We start from the raw sequence: 17,181 nt of genomic DNA on the forward strand, positions 1-17,181 counted from the left end.
CTGTGGCTGAAATAATTTTCTGTGGGCATTAGCCCGAAAGCTTCTGATCGCGACCATATATTTCTGGTCGCGGATTCTTTATCGCCATCTGGATCAATACATGTCGAACCGCAAATTCTTTTACAAGGGCCGCCAGGACCCGCGGGAAAACCACGTCAAATTCGGCTACGAAACTCGGGGCTCGCACAAATCCGGCAGCAGGAAATATCCCCTGTTGCTGGTGGTGACGAGCGAAGAGCGCAAGCGCGAAGTGGAAGCACTGGTTGCGCAGGCTGAGCTTTATGCCGAGATCACCGTGGACAGCAGCGAGGGCGCGGTGGAGTCCATTGCAGAACTGACCGCGATTCTCAATAAAAAGGGAACGGTCAAGCTCGACAAGGTTCCCGAGCGCAATGAGCCGTGCAGTTGCGGCAGTGGCAAAAAATATAAAAAGTGTTGTGGACAATAAATTTCCCCGTGTAAGTACTCCGGGGAACCATTCCGTCCAAAAATAAAAAAGGGCCGACAATGTCGGCCCTTTTTTGTAGTGCATACAGCGGAATCTAAACTCAGTAATCGTAGGCGTCCGCCGCCGGCTCAGATTTTTTCTCAACCGGGGCCTCCGCCACCATTACTTCGGTGGTCAGCATCAGTCCGGCGATGGAGCCGGCGTTCTGCAGTGCGGAACGGGTCACCTTGGCCGGGTCGATAATGCCGAACTCCAGCATGTCGCCGTAGGCGCCGGTCTGGGCGTTGTAGCCGTAATTTGCGCTGTCATTTGAACGCACGTTGTTCAGCACCACGCTGCCGTCAACGCCGGCGTTGGCAACGATCTGGCGGAAGGGTTCTTCCATCGCGCGCAGCGCGATATTGATACCCACCTGCTGATCGTCGTTGGCGCCCTTCAATCCGCTGCTGCGCAGGCTGTCGGCAACCCGCACCAGGGTCAGGCCGCCGCCGGCGACGATGCCCTCTTCCACGGCCGCACGGGTCGCATGGAAGGCGTCGTCCACCAGATCCTTCTTCTCCTTCATTTCCACTTCGGTAGCGGCGCCCACCTTGATCACCGCAACACCGCCAGCCAGCTTGGCCACGCGCTCCTGCAGCTTTTCCTTGTCGTAGTCGGAGGTGGAGGCCTCGATTTCCGCGCGGATCTGTTTCACGCGTGCGTCGATATCCCCCTTGTTGCCGGCGCCGTCGACGATGGTGGTGTTGTCTTTGCCGATCACCACGCGCTTGGCACTGCCCAGCTGTTCCAGGGTGACTTGTTCCAGGGTTAGGCCCACTTCCTCGGAGATCAGGGTACCGCCGGTGAGGATGGCGACATCCTGCAACATGGCCTTGCGGCGGTCGCCGAAGCCCGGGGCCTTCACCGCGGCGACTTTGAGGATGCCGCGCAGGTTGTTCACCACCAGAGTGGCCAGTGCCTCGCCTTCGATATCCTCGGCAATCAACAGCAGCGGACGGCTGGCTTTGGCTACGGACTCCAGTACCGGCAGCAGGTCGCGGATGTTGCTGATCTTCTTGTCGAACAGCAGGATGAACGGGTTGTCCAGTTCCGCCTGCATTTTTTCCTGGTTGTTGACGAAGTACGGCGACAGGTAACCGCGATCGAACTGCATGCCCTCGACCACATCCAGCTCGTTGTTGAGGGACTTGCCCTCTTCCACGGTGATCACGCCGTCGCGGCCGACTTTCTCCATCGCCTCGGCGATGATCTGGCCGATGTCTTCATTCCAGTTGGCGGACACGGTGCCTACCTGGCCGATGGCCTTGGTGTCTTCGCAGGGCTTGGCGAGTTTGGCCAGCTCCTCTACCGCGGCCTTCACCGCGGTGTCGATACCGCGCTTCAGGTCCATCGGGTTCATGCCCGCAGCAATGGCCTTGTGACCTTCGCGCACCAGCGCCTGCGCCAGTACGGTGGCGGTGGTGGTGCCGTCGCCGGCCACGTCGGCGGTTTTGGACGCGACTTCTTTCACCATCTGCGCGCCCATGTTCTGGAATTTGTCCTTGAGCTCGATTTCCTTGGCCACGGACACGCCGTCTTTGGTGATGCGCGGTGCACCGAAGCTCTTGCTCAGCACCACATTGCGGCCTTTCGGGCCGAGGGTGGCTTTCACCGCATCGGCGAGGATGTTCACGCCGGCCAGCATGCGCTCGCGGGCGTCGTCGGAAAACTTGACGGTTTTGGCACTCATGTGGCTTTCTCCTTATCTTGTTTCTGTTCTTCCACATCTTCGAGCACGGCGAAAATGTCGGATTCCTTGACGATGAGATAGGTCTCACCGTCGTGTTTGATTTCGGTGCCGGCGTACTGGCCGAACAGTACCCGGTCTCCCACCTTGACCGCCAGCGGGCGCAGCTCGCCGTTTGCCAGTTGCGCGCCGTTACCGACGGCGATCACTTTTCCCTGGGTGGGTTTTTCTGCGGCCTTGTCCGGAATAACAATGCCACCACTGGTGGTGGTTTCCGCCGCAAGACGTTTAACAACCACCCGGTCGTAGAGCGGTTTGATACTCATCGGATGTCCTCCCAATAAGCACTAGGAATATCAATGGTTAAAGGTTGGGATTCCAGGGGTAGCCCCCTGACAAGCCCGAAAATGTGTGCGGCCAGACAGATTTCAAGGGGACAAAAACCGGAATTCTTATAAAAATTTTTTATAAAAATTCATGCCCAAAAAATAGAACTGCGATAACGGCGGATTTATAGTTTTAGAGACAGACGGTTTAAGGAGGAGCTGATGCCATCCGTATCGCAAACCACCTTTGAACACACCCTCGCGGACTTTTTCCGCGTGCGCCTGCAGGACGAGGCCGCGAGCCTTGAGCCCCGGCCCCAGGAAGACACCCTCTGGTATATCGGCAACCTGCTGGCGCGCTTCGGCGACAGCGGCCAGGTGTTCAGTTACGACCGCGGCGAGCTGGACATTCGCCCGCTCGCACTACTGTATCGCGACGCGCTGGAGGTCGACAGCCACCACCACCGCTGCCTGCTGCTGCGCCAGCTCGGCGACCTCGCCCTCTTCTTAGGTGCCCTCTTTCCGGAAAACTACACCCGCCGCGGCATCGGCCGCGACTACTTCATCGGCATGGGCGGCGGCGCCTACGACTACCTCGGCGAGAATGCGCGTCACAATCGCTCGGTATTCAGCGAACTGTCGCGACGCTTCGGCCGCCTGCTGGAACTGGTGGCGCTGGTGTGTGGCAGAGGTCAGGTACTGGATGCCGGGGATATCCTGCAGTTATATCAGCGCTGGCGGGAGAGCGGCGACCCGCAACTGGCGGCGAAGCTGCGGGGGCTGGGTGTGGTAGTGCCCGACAGCGACGAGCTGCATTAACAACAGCATAAGCTATCTTCTGGTGGTGAGGGGGAAGACAAGAGGACGTCTAGACCGTGGAAACAACCGCCGAAATTGCTGCGATACGCGAGGTTGAGCGTATTCTCAGAGTCGACCATGCCGGTGAATATGGCGCTATTCATATTTACCGCGCGCAGCGATTTTTTGCGCGCCGTTGGTACCCGGATGTCGTTGCGGAATTTGACGAAATGCTGGCGCATGAGCGCGAACATTTCCGCCGCTTTGATGAAATCCTCAAGCGCCGCTCTATTCGTCACTGCTACGCACTCAAACTGTGGGCGCTCGGCGGCCTGCTTCTGGGGAGCTTTACAGCCCTACTGGGGCGCAATGCGATTTGGGTGTGTACCTACTCCATCGAATCGACCGTATTGCACCATCTGGAGTGGCAATTGGCCTTTCTGGACCGACACGACCGCGAAGTGTTTGATGCCGTCCAGAGTATTCGGGCGGATGAAGAGGAGCATCGGGACAAGGGGCTTCAATACGGCGCCGGCCCGAATTCGCATCGGTGCATTTTCTGGGTGGTGCGCAGGGCCACGGAGCTCGCCATCTGGCTGTCCACCAAGCTTTGACTGCTGTTAGAGGCACAGCAAAACGGGGCCATCGGGCCCCGCTTTAGTATTCACAGCCTATCCATCATTTACGGCAGCGGCCGCGTGCGCCCGCGATCATCGATGGCGACGTAGACAAACTCGCCTTCGGTCACTTTCACCTGCTCGCCGGTGTCTACCCGGGTCAGCCAGACTTCCACCATGGTCTTGATGGAGGAGCGCCCGACTTCGATGGTTTCGGCGTAGCAGCTGACGGTGGAGCCCACCGGTACCGGGCGCAGGAACACCATGCTGCCGACGGCGACGGTGGTGACGCGGCCGCGGGCGATACTCTGGGCGAGGATGGCCCCTCCCAGGTCCATCTGCGACATCAGCCAGCCGGCGAAAACATCACCCTGGGGGTTGGTGTCGCGGGGCATGGACTGGGTCTGCAGGGTCAGGGTACCGCTGGGTTGCGGTTCTTCATCAATGGCGGACATCGCGAGTGCTCACAATTTTTAGATTTATTGACCCGACGGATACTGGGGCGCGCTTCTTCTGTGGTGGCCTGCCGTCAAGGTGGCGCATTCTAGCACAATGTGGGTACAAAATAGCCAGGCCTGTGCATGTAAATTCTTGCCCGGATTCAGCATTTTCTACTGACTCTCTCACTTACTGCACCTGACTGGCTCAAGAGGCCAGATAGCCCGGCAGCCAGGTGGCGAGTGGTGGCCACAGTGCCAGCAGGCAGAGCACCAGCAGCTGGATGGCGATAAACGGCACCACCCCGCGGTAGATGGCGCTGGTGGCGACTTCCGTCGGTGCCACGCCGCGCAAATAGAACAGCGCAAAGCCGAATGGCGGCGTCAGGAATGACGTTTGCAGGTTCAGTGCAATCATCACGCCAAGCCACACCGGGTCGAGCCCCATGGCCAGCAGCACCGGGCCGACGATAGGCACCACTACGAAGGTGATCTCGATAAAGTCGAGGATGAAACCCAGCAGGAAGATTACCAGCATCACCAGCAGGGTGGCGCCGATGACACCGCCGGGCAGGCTTTCGAAGAAGTGAGTGACGACTTCCTCGCCGCCAAAGCCGCGGAACACCAGGGAAAACAACGAGGCGCCTATGAGTATCGCGAATACCATGGCGGTGACCTGCAGGGTGCTTTGCCCCACTTCCCCGGCGCGCGCCCAGTTCAGCGCGCCGCGGCTCCAGGCGAGTACACCCGCGCCCAGCGCACCGACGGCGGCGGCCTCCGTGGGCGTGGCGGCGCCGGTGATGATGGAGCCGAGTACCAGCAGCATCAATGCGATGGGCGGGAACAGGCTTTTCAGGGTTTCCGCCAGGTCCACCTGTTCATGCTGACCCTGCGCTGTGGCCGGTTCGCGCCGGGCGATGAACAGCAGGTAGAGGATGTAGGCGGCCACCAGCAGCAGGCCGGGAATGATCGCCCCAACGAACAGATCGCCCACACTCACCGGTTTTGGGTTGAATATCCCCTGGGACAACTGCGCCTGCTGGTAGGCGTTAGACAGGGTATCGCCGAGCAAAACCAGGGCGATGGACGGTGGGATGATCTGGCCGAGGGTGCCGGTGGCACAGATGGTGCCAGTGGCGAGCTTCGGCGAGTAACCGCGGTTCAGCATGGTGGGCAGGGACATCAGGCCCATGGTCACCACCGTGGCGCCGACAATACCGGTGCTGGCCGCGAGCAGCGTGCCCACCACCACCACCGACACCGCCATGCCGGCGGGGATGCCGGAAAACACCCGCGCCAGATTGACCAGCAGTTCCTCGGCGATGCGCGCCCGCTCCAGCATTACGCCCATCAGCACGAACAGCGGCACCGCCATCAGGGTGCCGTTCTGCATGATGCCGTAGAGGCGGTCGGGGAAGGCGCGCAGCAGTTCCGCGTCGAACACCCCGGCGACAATGCCGAGGCCCGCGGTCAGCAGTGCGGTGCCGCCCAGGGTAAACGCCACCGGGTAGCCCAGCATCAGCGCGCCACACACCACGATGAACATCAGCAATGGAATCAGTTCCATCATGCGCCAGCCTCCCCGGCAGCTTCCCGCATCGTTCCAGCGGCTTCCCGCACCAGAGCGCGGGGTTGTTCCTTCACCTGAGTCGGCGCGACCGCGGCGTGCTGGCGCGCGGCCTCGGCTTCCACCTGCATCAGGGTATTGAGGGCGCGGGCGAACTGGCTAAGGCCCTGCAGCGCCAGGGCGGCGGCGGCCAGCGGAATCAGGCTTTTCAGCAGGTACACGCCGCCGAGGCCGTCGGCACTGTTGCTGGTTTCGTGCACCGCCCAGCTGTTGGCGGCAAAATACCAGCCGCCCACGGCAATAAATGCGCACAGCGGCAACAGGAAGATCAGGCAGCCCACCGCGTCTACCCAGGCTTTGCCGCGGGCCGACAGCGTGCGATAGATGACATCCACCCGCACGTGGGCACCGGCCTGCAGCGCATAGGCCAGGCCGAGCATGAAGGCGGCGCCGTGCAGATACGTGACGGCGTCCTGCAGGGCGAGCGAGCCGCCGTCAAACCCGTAGCGCAGCGCCACCACCAGGCTCTGGATCAGAACCATGGCCAGGGTCAGCCAGCCCAGCAGGCGGCCGCAGCCGCCGGCAAAGCGATCGAGGCCATTGGCGGCGCGCAACAGAAACGTCATGGGAAGTCTCTCAAATCATCTTTATTGTTCTGTTATCCAGGGGGGAGAGCGTAACCGCTGGTCAGGAATCGCGCCAGCACCGGGGGTGGACCACAGGGTTGGATGGGGTCGGTTGCAGAGGTGTGGGACTGTAATCTGTTTGTAACGTTTCATTCATAGAATCGTCACCAGCCCGACATAACATGCGCCGCGTATAGAGATTTTGGCCAATTTGGCGACCACTTCTGGAGAAAGCAATGAACAACCGTTCTGCGAGCAAAAAAGTTCTGGCCTCGGCCCTGGCGGCCCTGTCCATCGCGGCATCCAACGCCGCCCTGGCGGCGCGTGACCACATCAGCATTGTCGGCTCGTCCACCGTCTACCCGTTTACCACCGTGGTGGCCGAGCGCTTCAGCCGCGCTACCCAGTTCAAGACCCCGGTGGTGGAATCCACGGGCACCGGCGGCGGCATGAAGCTGTTCTGCCAGGGCGTGGGCGAGAATACTGCCGACATCACCGGTGCCTCTCGTCGCATCAAGCAGTCCGAGCTGGAAATGTGTAACGGCAACGGCGTGGACGTGGTGGAAGTACAGATCGGTTACGACGGCATCGTGCTGGCCAACGCCAAAAGCGACCAGCGCTTTGAGCTGTCCCGCAAGGATATCTTCCTGGCGCTGGCCAAAGACGTGCCCAACCCGGACGGTTCCGAGACCCTGGTGGCCAACCCCTACAAAACCTGGAAAGACGTGAACCCGGCACTGCCCGCACACAAAATCGAAGTGCTTGGCCCGCCCCCCACTTCCGGTACCCGCGACGCCTTCGCCGAGCTGGCGATGGAAGGTGGCTGCCAGCAGTTCCCCTGGGTCGCCGCCAAGGAGAAATCCGACAAGAACGCCTACAAGGCAATCTGCCACAACATCCGTGAAGACGGCGCCTATGTGGAAGCCGGCGAGAACGACAACCTGATCGTGAACAAGCTGGCGGCCAATCCGAATGCCCTGGGCATCTTCGGTTTCAGCTTCCTCGACCAGAACGCGGACAAGGTACAGGGCTCGCTGATCGAAGGCCGGGAACCGACCTTCGACTCCATCGCCGACCAGAGCTATCCGGTTTCCCGCCCGCTGTTCATCTACGTGAAAAAAGCCCACGTGGACGTGGTGCCCGGCATCACGCAGTTCTTGGCAGAATTCACCAACGAGCGCGCCTGGGGTGAAGACGGATATCTGGCGGACAAGGGTATGATCCCGCTGCACGACAGCAAGCGCCAGCAGGTGGCCACCGATGTGCGCAAGCTGAACGCCCTGACCAACCTCGCCGTCAAATAATCTGGCAGCAACGAGGTAGATGGAATTGCCGGCCAGGCTCCCGTTTCTGCAAACAGGGAGTCTGGCCGTTTCCATATAAATTGCCGACACAAGACCGGATAATGGCCGGCAAAACCGACAACCGAGCGATTCGATGCAGACTCCCACTCTCTTCGCCCTGCTGTTGCTGCTGATTCTGGTGGCCTATGGCACCGGCTTCAGCCGCGCCATCGGCGCCGCCCGCAGTCGCGGCGGTATTCGCAGCCTGGCCTCCCTGCCCAGTTATTACGGCGTGCACACCGCGCTCTGGTGCGGGCTGCCGGCGCTGGTCATCCTTGGCGTGTGGCTGGCGTTCGACGATGCCATCATCCGCGCGCTGGTGCTGGGCGGTGTCGCTGACCGGCCCGAGACCCTGTCCGGGCAGAACCTGCTGTACGCGCAGATCCAGAACCTCGCCGCCGGCAGTCTCGTGGGCGAGTCCACGCCGCAACTCGCCGCCGCCGCCGCGCACCTGAACAGCCTGCGCCAGAGCGGTCAGTGGCTGCAGACCGCGCTGATTCTGATTCTGGCCGTCGGCCTTGGTGCCTACGCGCTGATGCGGGTGACCCCGGAATTGCGCGCGCGGGAAAAGGTGGAAAAGGTACTGCGGGTCATCCTGTTGATGTGCGCCTGTGCCGCTATCTTTACCACCGTCGGCATCCTGATGTCGGTGCTGTTTGAATCCCTGCGCTTTTTCCAGGCGGTGCCAGTGACCGAATTCCTGTTCGGCCTGCACTGGAGCCCGCAGATGGCGATGCGCGCCGACCAGGTGGGTTCCAGCGGTGCCTTCGGCGCGGTGCCGCTGTTTACCGGTACGCTAATGGTGTCCGCCATCGCCATGTTTGTGGCGGTGCCGGTGGGCCTGATGTCGGCGATCTACCTCGCCGAGTACGCCAGCAACCGCGTGCGCGCCTTTGCCAAACCGCTGATCGAGATCCTCGCCGGTGTGCCCACGGTGGTGTACGGCTTTTTCGCCGCGCTGACTGTGGCGCCGTTTATTCGCGACCTCGCCCAGTCCGTCGGGCTCGAGGCGTCGAGCGAGAGTGCGCTGGCCGCCGGCCTGGTGATGGGGGTGATGATCATCCCGTTCATCTCCTCCCTCTCCGATGACGTGATCAACGCGGTGCCCCAGTCCCTGCGCGACGGCGCCCTCGGCCTCGGCTCCACCAAATCCGAAACCGTGCGCAAGGTGGTGATTCCGGCGGCCCTGCCCGGCATTGTCGGCGGCGTGTTGCTGGCGGTATCCCGCGCGATCGGCGAGACCATGATCGTGGTGATGGCCGCGGGCCTCGCCGCCAATCTCACCGCCAATCCGCTGGAATCCGTTACCACCGTCACCGTGCAGATCGTGACCCTGCTGGTGGGCGACCAGGAATTTGACAGCCCGAAAACCCTCGCGGCATTTGCGCTCGGTCTGATGCTGTTTATCAGCACGCTGATTCTGAACTTTATTGCCCTGCACGTCGTGAAAAAATACCGGGAACAGTATGACTGATCTGACCCAAACCAACCTGACACAGAAACAGGTGCGCGAGCGCATCGCTGCAAGGCTTGCCAGTCGCCATCGCAAGGAAAAAATATTCCGCGGTTTCGGTATCGCGAGTATTGCCTTTGGTGTGCTGGCAGTGCTGGTGCTGTTTACCGACATCATCAGCAAGGGCAGCAGCGCTTTCGTACAGTCGCAGATCCAGCTGCAGGTGAATTACGATCCGGCGGAGCTGGGCATCGACAAGGTGGACCAGGAGAGTCTCGCCTGGGCGAATTTCGACGGTGTGATCCGCAATGCCCTGCGCGAGCGCTTTCCCGATGTGACCGGGCGATCCGAAAAACGCGAGCTGTATTCGCTGGTTTCCAGCGGTGCCGGCTTCGACCTGCGCGAGCGCCTGCAGAACAACCCGGAACTGCTGGGGCAGAGCGAAACCGTATGGGTCAACGCGGACGACGATGTCGACACCTACGTGAAGAGCCTGTCGAAGAGCAAGGACGGCTTCCTCGGTCGCACCTCCGAACAGAAGGCGGTGTGGATCAACGCGCTGCGCGATTCCGGTGAACTGAAAAAGCGCTTCAACAAAACCTTTTTCACCAACGGCGATTCCCGCGAGCCGGAGCAGGCGGGTATCCGCGCGGCCCTGGTGGGCTCGCTGTTTACCCTGCTGGTGACCCTGGTGCTGTCCTTCCCCATCGGTGTGGCGGCGGCGATCTATCTCGAGGAGTTTGCCCCGAAAAACCGCTGGACCGACCTGATCGAGGTGAACATCAACAACCTCGCCGCGGTACCGTCCATCGTGTTCGGTCTGTTGGGTCTCGCCATCTTCATCAACTTCTTCGAACTGCCGCGCTCGGCGCCGCTGGTGGGCGGCCTGGTGCTGACGCTGATGACGCTGCCCACCATCATCATTTCCAGCCGCGCATCGCTCAAATCGGTGCCCCCGTCGATCCGCGAGGCGGCCATGGGTATGGGCGCCTCGCGCATGCAGGTGGTATTGCACCACGTACTGCCGCTGGCGATGCCCGGCATGCTGACCGGCGCCATCATCGGTATGGCGCAGGCGCTGGGTGAAACCGCGCCGCTGCTGATGATCGGTATGGTGGCGTTTATTGTCGATGTGCCCCACGGCATAACCGACCCGTCCACGGTTTTGCCGGTGCAGATTTTCCTGTGGGCCGACAGCCCGGAGCGCGCATTTGTGGAGCGCACCTCCGCCGCCATCATGGTGTTGCTGGCGGTGCTGATCACCATGAACACCTGCGCAGTGTGGCTGCGCAAGAAACTTGAGCGCCGCTGGTGAAGCGAAAGCGCGTAAGATAGCGAGCGAGAACAAGCCATGAGTACCATGACCCTGAATGCGGGCCCGGCAGCAGCCGTGGGCGACTCAACCGCGGAGCAGAATTTAGTGAACACCAAAGCGGACATCAAAACCGTCGGCAGCCCCTTCTGTGACGACGCCAAGCTGCGTATGCGCAACGTCAATGTGTTTTACGGCGAGACCCAGGCGATTCACGATGTGAGCCTGGATATCGGTCGCAACCAGGTGGTGGCGATGATCGGCCCGTCCGGCTGTGGCAAATCCACCTTTCTGCGCTGCCTGAACCGCATGAACGACACCATTGAGGGCTGTCGTGTGGAGGGCGAGCTGAGCCTCGACGGCGACCCCATTTACGGCGCGAAGGTGGACGTGGTACCGCTGCGCGCGCGCGTCGGCATGGTGTTCCAGAAGCCGAACCCCTTTCCCAAGTCCATTTACGACAATGTCGCCTACGGTCCTAAGATCCACGGCATCGCCAGCCGCCGCGCGGAACTGGATGAAATCGTCGAGAACAGCCTGCGCCGCGCGGGTCTGTGGAACGAGGTGAAAGACCGCCTGGACAAACCCGGCACCGGCCTCTCCGGCGGTCAGCAGCAGCGCCTGTGTATCGCCCGCGCGATTGCGGTGAGCCCGGAAGTGATTCTGATGGACGAGCCCTGCTCCGCACTCGACCCGATCGCCACCGCGCGTATCGAGGAGCTGATTGACGAGCTGCGCGAGAACTACACCATCGCCATCGTCACCCACTCCATGCAGCAGGCCGCACGGGTAAGTCAGCGCACTGCCTACTTCCACCTCGGCAAGCTGGTGGAAGTGAACGATACCGAGACCGTGTTCACCAATCCCGAGCACGAACTCACCGAAGCCTACATCACCGGCCGTTTCGGCTAAGGTTGGGGGGAGCCCACAGAGAATATGGACATGCATTTCGATCAACACATCTCCCGCCAGTTCAACGAGGATCTCGAGAGCCTCAAGACGGAAATGCTGGAAATGGGTGGCCTTGTCGCCCGCCAGGTGGCGGACGCGGTAGATGCTCTCGCCAACGCCGACAGCGAGCTGGCGGAAAAGGTGCTGCAGGTGGAAGAGGAAATCGACCGCTGCGAAATGGAGCTGGACGAGCACGCCACCCTGATCATCGCCAAACGCCAGCCGGCGGCGTCCGACCTGCGCATGGTGATGTCGGTGATCCGCATCGCCCGCGACCTGGAGCGCATGGGCGATGAAGCCAGCAAGATCGCGAAAATGGCCATTGCGCTCACCGACGAGGGCACCGCGCCGCGCGGCTACACCGAGATCCGTCACATCGCCAACGCCGTGCGCAAGATGATGAACGACGCCCTCGACGCCTACACCCGCTTCGATGTGGAGTCCGCGCTGAAGACGCTGGCGGAAGACGAGCAGGTGGACATGGATTACCGCAGCGCGATCCGCGAGCTGGTCACCTATATGATGGAGGACCCGCGCAGTATTTCGCGGGTGATGAACGTGTTGTGGACCCTGCGCTCACTGGAGCGAATCGGTGATCACGCCAAGAATATTTGTGAGCAGGTGGTGTATCTGGTAAAGGGCGCGGATATCCGCCACGGCAACAAGAAAAATCTGCGCTGAGAGTGCGTTGAACCGGGCATCGGCTTTTCCGCTTTCCGGATCGAGAAATCGGAATCTGCACAATCGCATCGGAAATAATTTTACAAAAGGCCGCTACTGCGGCCTTTTGTATTCGTAACAATCCTAATCGAGAATTGCCTACCCCCGTTTTTCCGGAATTGGTATAACCAAAACCCCTTCAGCGTATTCAGCATCGGTTCAGATGCCACCTCGCAAAATGCGCGGGCTTCTGTAATTTCGCTTGTAGCCAGATTACGGGATACACGTGACAGTTGAGACGTTAGTCACATTTAACGTTTATCGTTGCGCTGAGTTTTTCCTTTGCTTAGAATCCGCGCCGCATTTGCCCGGAAGGGCAAACAGCGGGTACGGGTACGAAAGTACTGATTCAAACGTACAGATGTAATTTAAACAGGGAACACTTCCATGAAGTTCAAGTTTGCAGCACTTCCTCTCATGCTGGTTTCTGCCATTGCTTCCGCAGAACAGTACAACTCCTTCACCGACGCTGATTACACGTCAGCAGATTACGGCAATTTCGATGTCGATACCCTGCGCGTTCAGTCGCAGTACTACTTCGGTGCCCTGAATACCCTGGGTCCGCGCAAAGAATTCAACTACATTCTGCCGGTGAGCAACATCTACGGTGGTTTCAGCTACATCGATGCAGAAGGCAATGACACCGACACACTGAACATTGGTGGCGAATACTATACCGGTCAGTGGAAACTGTTTGGTGAGCTTGAGGACAATGATTTCTCCACCAACTACAGCGCCGGTGTGGGCTTCCTGTTCACTCCGAATTTCCTCGCGGAAGTAGAAGCGGTGAAACCGGAAGATGAAGACACCGTCCTGTTCGCCCGCGCCAAATACAACCACCAGCTGAGCGGCACCGACTACATTGGTTTTACCGCCGAAGTGGATGATGAGTTCGATTACCGCAGTGTGTCTTCCAAGTACTTCACCGCTCTGTCCGGCGGTCAGTACCTGACTGCAGGTGTTACCCTGACAGACAATGCGGGTGAAGACCTGTTCTGGGGTGGTGAAGTAGAGTTCTACTTCAACGAAAACACCTCCATCGGTGGTGGCTACGCAGAAAACGACTCCTATTTCGTGGATGCTACCCACTTCTTCAACCGCAATGTTGCGGCTAAGGTGGGCTACGCCTCCAACCGCGATTTTGACGAGTTGGATATTTTCAGCATCGGTGTAACCGTTCAGCTGTAATTTTCCCTAAAACCTTCGGTGCTGGCTGCTATTGGCTATCGCCGAAGGTTGTCGCTTTGACATTCGTTTCCTCCCACCTCTCAAACCCTTCCTGTAATAGCGTGTAATTTCGCAACTATTGTGCGCTGCGACACACTTGCATAGAATCCCGCCGCCTTATCCAACAACGAAACAATCAAAGGGGATTTGAATGAAAGGCTTGGGTCTGGGAACACTATTTGCGTTATCCATCTTCGCGGCCAGTAATAGTGCAGCGCAGGAGAACACCTGGTATTTGAAGTTTGGTGTTGCATCAACAGATCCAGATGCTGGTGAAGTAGAAGAGCTTCTCGAAGACGAATTCGGAACCACCAAAAAATTTGATAATGCCACCGGGTTTAATTTCACCTTGGGGTATCAACTGACGCCGTTTATCGCCGTAGAAGGCAGCTATCTTGATTGGGGTGATTCCAAGCTGCGAGATAGCGGTTCCTACGGGGATTTGTATTATGACGGCATTGAAGTGCAGCTGTCTGGTACAACAACGCTTTCCGGATCAACGAAATCGCTAGGCGCTGTGCTGTCTACCGATGTCAATCGCCCGTTTTCTTTCGGCGTGAAAGGTGGTATCCACTTTTGGGAAAATGAAGCGCGAATCCAGTTGGACGAAACCTTCAGGTTCTATGATTCCTACGGCAATATATTGGCAGAGGAATTCTCGGCAGACGAGTCCGCGAGTGTTGACGGCGACGATGGTTACTACGGAATCATTGGTACCTATCGGACAGCTGGCTGGATGCTCAGTCTGGACCACACCATTTACAAATCCGAGGATGTCGATCCCAGCACTACTACCCTGTCACTTGGCATCCAGTTCTGATTTGCCGTTCGTTACCCGCTTATATTCCGTAGCGGGCTTAGCAAAAACGCCACCGTTCTGGTGGCGTTTTTTGTTTCCGCTTTAGCCGTTACTACCCAGCGCCTGCACCCGCGCCTGTGCCTTGGTGCCGATATCACCGCTGTCCTGGGCGGCAATCTGGTACTGGCTCAGGGCGCTCTTGGTATTGCCCTGTTGCTCGTACACCTGCCCCAGGTAATAGTGTGCGTGCGGTGTGGCGAGATACTGGGTTGAGCGCTGCAGGTCGCGTTCCGCAGCCGTGTAGTTTTTCAGCTGTGCGTTCAGCATGCCGCGCATCAGCCAGTTGGAAAACAGCGTCGGATTTTTCTGTACGGCGGTTTCGTAGGAGGCAAGCGCGTCCTGATATTGTTTTTTCTGCGCCAGCAGATCCCCTTCCAGCGCATAGAAAGACGCTTCTTTCGGCTGCAGTTTCTGCGCCTGGCGGGTAAGAGTCAGTGCGCGGTCGTACTCCTTTTTCTGAACCGCGGCCACGGCGTCGTCGTAGTGCTTGTACGCAGCCGCGTCTTTTTTGAGTTGTGCTATGGCCTTCTGGTATTGGCTGCGGTTAGTGGTGCCGGTCGCCAGTTTCTTGGCGTGCTCGACATTGGCATTTACCCGCGACTGCGACGGTGGGTGGCTTGCGAACAATGCATCCAGGCCGCCGGACTGACTGCCCTTGGACAGCTCGACGAACTTCTGCTGCAGGCGCACCGCGCCCTGCGGATCGTAGCCGGCGGCGGCCATGTACTTCATGCCGTAACGGTCTGACTCCAGCTCGTTGTCGCGTCCATACTTGGCGATATAGGCGGAACCGCCGAACTGGCTGCCGAGCGAAACCAGATCGCCGTAACCGGTGTTCTGGGTAGTAGCGCCGAGGATGGCAATGCCAGCGCCGAGAATCTGCTGCTGCGACATGGCGGCGGCGGAGTGACGCGCGGCGGCGTGCACGATTTCGTGGCCGAGCACCGCGGCGAGTTCCGCCTCATCCTCCAGCAGCACCAGCAGACCGCGGTTTACCGCGATCTTGCCGCCCGGCAGCGCCCAGGCGTTTGGCACGGAGTTGTTCAGTACTACGAATTCGTAGGGTAGCTGCGGCTGGTCGGAGACCTTGGCCAGCTTGTGGCCTACGCTGCTGACATAGGACTGCAGCGCCGGGTCGACCAGGTATTCACCGCCCTGGGTCTGCTGGGCCTTGGGGTACTGTTCAACCCCCAGCGCCACCTCCTGGCTCTGGGACATCAGCGACAGTTCCTTCTTGCCAGTCACCGGGTTGACCGCGCAGCCAACGATTCCGGCAGTTACGGAGGCCGCGACAGCGGTGGCCAGCAGCCGTTTTGCGATTGAGCGACGAATCATGGATCACTCCCTGTATAATGCTCGGTCTTTTGATATGGCCCTGCGGGCCGGGTTCAAGGTTGAATATTGTACACAGTCCGGGGAGCGAGGTTATGTCGAGCGCACTGCAGATTATCGAATTATTTGCTGGTACCAATCCCGATGGCGAGCCGGTAGTGGAGCGGCTGCAGGTGCGGGTCAACGACGACGACAGCGTGCAGCTGGTGCGTTCCCCCGCATTCATCAAGGGCATCGCCAGCGGCGACACCATCAAGATCAACCGCCAGGACCCGGAAAAACCGGGATTCGACCTGGTAAAACGCTCCGGCAACCTGGCGATACGGGTCTTCTGCCGCGACGACAGCGCCAAGCTCTCGGATCAGTTGAGCCCGCAGATCGAAAAGCTCGGCGGCGAGCTGGATCTTGAGAGCCCGCGCCTGCTGGTGTTCAGCATTCACGTGAGCTGCGGTTTCGAGGAAATCGAGAAAATCCTCAACAGCGTGTGCGACGGCGCCAACAGTGTCTGGTATTACGGCAATGTCTATGATCCGGTGGATGGGCAGACGCCGCTCAATTGGTGGCAGGACATCCTAAAACCGGAATAAAACCGACCCATACCAAAATCGTCATCCTGGCCTGCGCCGGGATGACGAAGTCCACAAGTAGTTGAACCGCTATGCTGATCGTCATCTCCCCCGCAAAAACCCTGGATTACGAGAGTGAGATTCCCGTACTGGACACCACCCAGCCGGATTTCCTCAAGGACTCCGCCCTGCTGATCAAAGAACTCAAGTCTCTGAGTCCGCAGGACATCTCCGCGCTGATGAAAATCTCCGACAAGCTGGGGCTGCTCAACTACGACCGCTTCCACAGCTGGAAGCGCCCGTTCACCGATGCCAATGCGCGCCCGGCACTGCTGGCGTTCAAAGGCGATGTGTACACCGGGCTCGGAGCCGAGACCATGAACAAGCGCGATTTCGACTTTGCGCAGAAACACCTGCGTATGCTCTCCGGCCTCTACGGCCTGCTGCGCCCACTGGACCTGATGCAGCCCTATCGCCTGGAGATGGGCACAAAGTTCGCGAACAGCCGCGGCAAAAACCTGTACGAATTCTGGGATGACAAGATCACTGCCGCACTCAACGAACAGCTCAAGGCGCTGAAGAGCCGTGAGCTGGTGAATCTCGCGTCCACGGAATACTTCAAATCCATACAGCCGAAAAACCTGCAGGCAGACATCGTCACCCCGCATTTCAGGGATTGGAAAAACGGGCAATACAAGATGATCAGCTTCTTTGCCAAGAAAGCCCGCGGCATGATGAGCCGCTGGGCCATCGACAACCGGGTAAAGAAAGCCGAGCAACTCAAAGACTTCGACGTTGCCGGCTACTATTTCAGTGCGGAGCACTCCAAAGGTAACGACTGGGTGTTCCTGCGCGACGAGCAGCCAGTGTGAC

Annotated in this window: 18 protein-coding genes; 12 read left to right on the top strand and 6 right to left on the bottom strand. The window is 59.5% G+C overall.

The window, feature by feature from the left end; all coding sequences use genetic code 11:
- Positions 1-100: 100 nt before the first annotated feature.
- Positions 101-448: a PBPRA1643 family SWIM/SEC-C metal-binding motif protein gene (locus GNX18_RS14125; protein ID WP_166218879.1), complete on the top strand. Its 348-nt coding sequence runs from the start codon at positions 101-103 to the stop codon at positions 446-448.
- A gap of 100 nt (positions 449-548) precedes the next feature.
- Here GNX18_RS14125 and groL read toward each other — a convergent pair whose 3' ends face one another.
- Both groL and groES read right to left on the bottom strand, forming a co-directional pair.
- Entirely contained in the window at positions 549-2,177 is a 1,629-nt protein-coding gene (groL, locus tag GNX18_RS14130; protein WP_166218880.1) for a chaperonin GroEL, read from the bottom strand.
- A complete protein-coding gene (gene groES, locus GNX18_RS14135) occupies positions 2,174-2,500 on the bottom strand; it encodes a co-chaperone GroES (protein WP_166218881.1) in 327 nt (108 codons plus the stop codon). Before groES ends, groL begins: the two co-directional genes overlap by 4 nt.
- A gap of 222 nt (positions 2,501-2,722) precedes the next feature.
- Between groES and GNX18_RS14140 the strand changes: the two genes are divergently transcribed.
- Both GNX18_RS14140 and GNX18_RS14145 read left to right on the top strand, forming a co-directional pair.
- The gene (locus tag GNX18_RS14140) at positions 2,723-3,319 is read left to right on the top strand and encodes a hypothetical protein (RefSeq protein ID WP_166218882.1); all 597 of its coding nucleotides are present in this window, start codon (positions 2,723-2,725) and stop codon (positions 3,317-3,319) included.
- A 56-nt stretch (positions 3,320-3,375) separates the two neighbouring features.
- Entirely contained in the window at positions 3,376-3,912 is a 537-nt protein-coding gene (locus GNX18_RS14145) for a demethoxyubiquinone hydroxylase family protein (protein WP_166218883.1), read from the top strand.
- A gap of 68 nt (positions 3,913-3,980) precedes the next feature.
- Here GNX18_RS14145 and GNX18_RS14150 read toward each other — a convergent pair whose 3' ends face one another.
- The 3 genes from GNX18_RS14150 to GNX18_RS14160 form a co-directional block, all read right to left on the bottom strand.
- On the bottom strand, positions 3,981-4,370 hold the full coding sequence (locus GNX18_RS14150) for an acyl-CoA thioesterase (RefSeq protein ID WP_166218885.1): 390 nt from the start codon (positions 4,368-4,370) through the stop codon (positions 3,981-3,983).
- Positions 4,371-4,560: 190 nt separating this feature from the next.
- Positions 4,561-5,922: a TRAP transporter large permease subunit gene (locus tag GNX18_RS14155; protein ID WP_166218887.1), complete on the bottom strand. Its 1,362-nt coding sequence runs from the start codon at positions 5,920-5,922 to the stop codon at positions 4,561-4,563.
- Positions 5,919-6,545: a TRAP transporter small permease subunit gene (locus GNX18_RS14160; protein WP_166218889.1), complete on the bottom strand. Its 627-nt coding sequence runs from the start codon at positions 6,543-6,545 to the stop codon at positions 5,919-5,921. Before GNX18_RS14160 ends, GNX18_RS14155 begins: the two co-directional genes overlap by 4 nt.
- Positions 6,546-6,781: 236 nt before the next feature.
- Between GNX18_RS14160 and GNX18_RS14165 the strand changes: the two genes are divergently transcribed.
- The 7 genes from GNX18_RS14165 to GNX18_RS14195 all read left to right on the top strand — a co-directional run bounded on the left by GNX18_RS14165 (position 6,782) and on the right by GNX18_RS14195 (position 14,371).
- Positions 6,782-7,849, top strand: coding sequence for a PstS family phosphate ABC transporter substrate-binding protein (locus tag GNX18_RS14165; protein ID WP_205827936.1), 1,068 nt, complete (start codon positions 6,782-6,784; stop codon positions 7,847-7,849).
- A gap of 133 nt (positions 7,850-7,982) precedes the next feature.
- Entirely contained in the window at positions 7,983-9,362 is a 1,380-nt protein-coding gene (gene pstC / locus GNX18_RS14170) for a phosphate ABC transporter permease subunit PstC (protein ID WP_138234178.1), read from the top strand.
- 1 nt (position 9,363) lies between these two features.
- Positions 9,364-10,656, top strand: a complete 1,293-nt coding sequence (gene pstA / locus GNX18_RS14175) for a phosphate ABC transporter permease PstA (RefSeq protein WP_371808108.1) — start codon at positions 9,364-9,366, stop codon at positions 10,654-10,656.
- Positions 10,657-10,824: 168 nt separating this feature from the next.
- Entirely contained in the window at positions 10,825-11,565 is a 741-nt protein-coding gene (pstB, locus tag GNX18_RS14180; protein WP_240914381.1) for a phosphate ABC transporter ATP-binding protein PstB, read from the top strand.
- A gap of 24 nt (positions 11,566-11,589) precedes the next feature.
- Positions 11,590-12,285 carry a phosphate signaling complex protein PhoU gene (gene phoU, locus GNX18_RS14185; RefSeq protein WP_138234181.1) on the top strand — a complete coding sequence of 232 codons (696 nt, stop codon included), beginning with the start codon at positions 11,590-11,592 and terminating at the stop codon, positions 12,283-12,285.
- 426 nt (positions 12,286-12,711) lie between these two features.
- Positions 12,712-13,512, top strand: a complete 801-nt coding sequence (locus GNX18_RS14190; protein WP_138234182.1) for a putative porin — start codon at positions 12,712-12,714, stop codon at positions 13,510-13,512.
- A 190-nt stretch (positions 13,513-13,702) separates the two neighbouring features.
- The gene (locus GNX18_RS14195; protein WP_166218891.1) at positions 13,703-14,371 is read left to right on the top strand and encodes an outer membrane beta-barrel protein; all 669 of its coding nucleotides are present in this window, start codon (positions 13,703-13,705) and stop codon (positions 14,369-14,371) included.
- Positions 14,372-14,452: 81 nt separating this feature from the next.
- Here GNX18_RS14195 and GNX18_RS14200 read toward each other — a convergent pair whose 3' ends face one another.
- Positions 14,453-15,745, bottom strand: a complete 1,293-nt coding sequence (locus tag GNX18_RS14200) for a M48 family metalloprotease (protein WP_166218893.1) — start codon at positions 15,743-15,745, stop codon at positions 14,453-14,455.
- A gap of 92 nt (positions 15,746-15,837) precedes the next feature.
- On the opposite strand from GNX18_RS14200, the gene GNX18_RS14205 reads away from it, so the two are divergent.
- Both GNX18_RS14205 and yaaA read left to right on the top strand, forming a co-directional pair.
- Positions 15,838-16,329, top strand: coding sequence for a DUF4265 domain-containing protein (locus GNX18_RS14205; protein WP_166218895.1), 492 nt, complete (start codon positions 15,838-15,840; stop codon positions 16,327-16,329).
- A 71-nt stretch (positions 16,330-16,400) separates the two neighbouring features.
- Positions 16,401-17,180: a peroxide stress protein YaaA gene (gene yaaA, locus GNX18_RS14210; protein ID WP_166218897.1), complete on the top strand. Its 780-nt coding sequence runs from the start codon at positions 16,401-16,403 to the stop codon at positions 17,178-17,180.
- The last annotated feature ends 1 nt before the right edge of the window (position 17,181 follow it).

It is taken from the genome of Microbulbifer sp. SH-1 (assembly GCF_011326135.1).
GTDB classification, from domain to species: Bacteria; Pseudomonadota; Gammaproteobacteria; order Pseudomonadales; family Cellvibrionaceae; genus Microbulbifer; species Microbulbifer harenosus.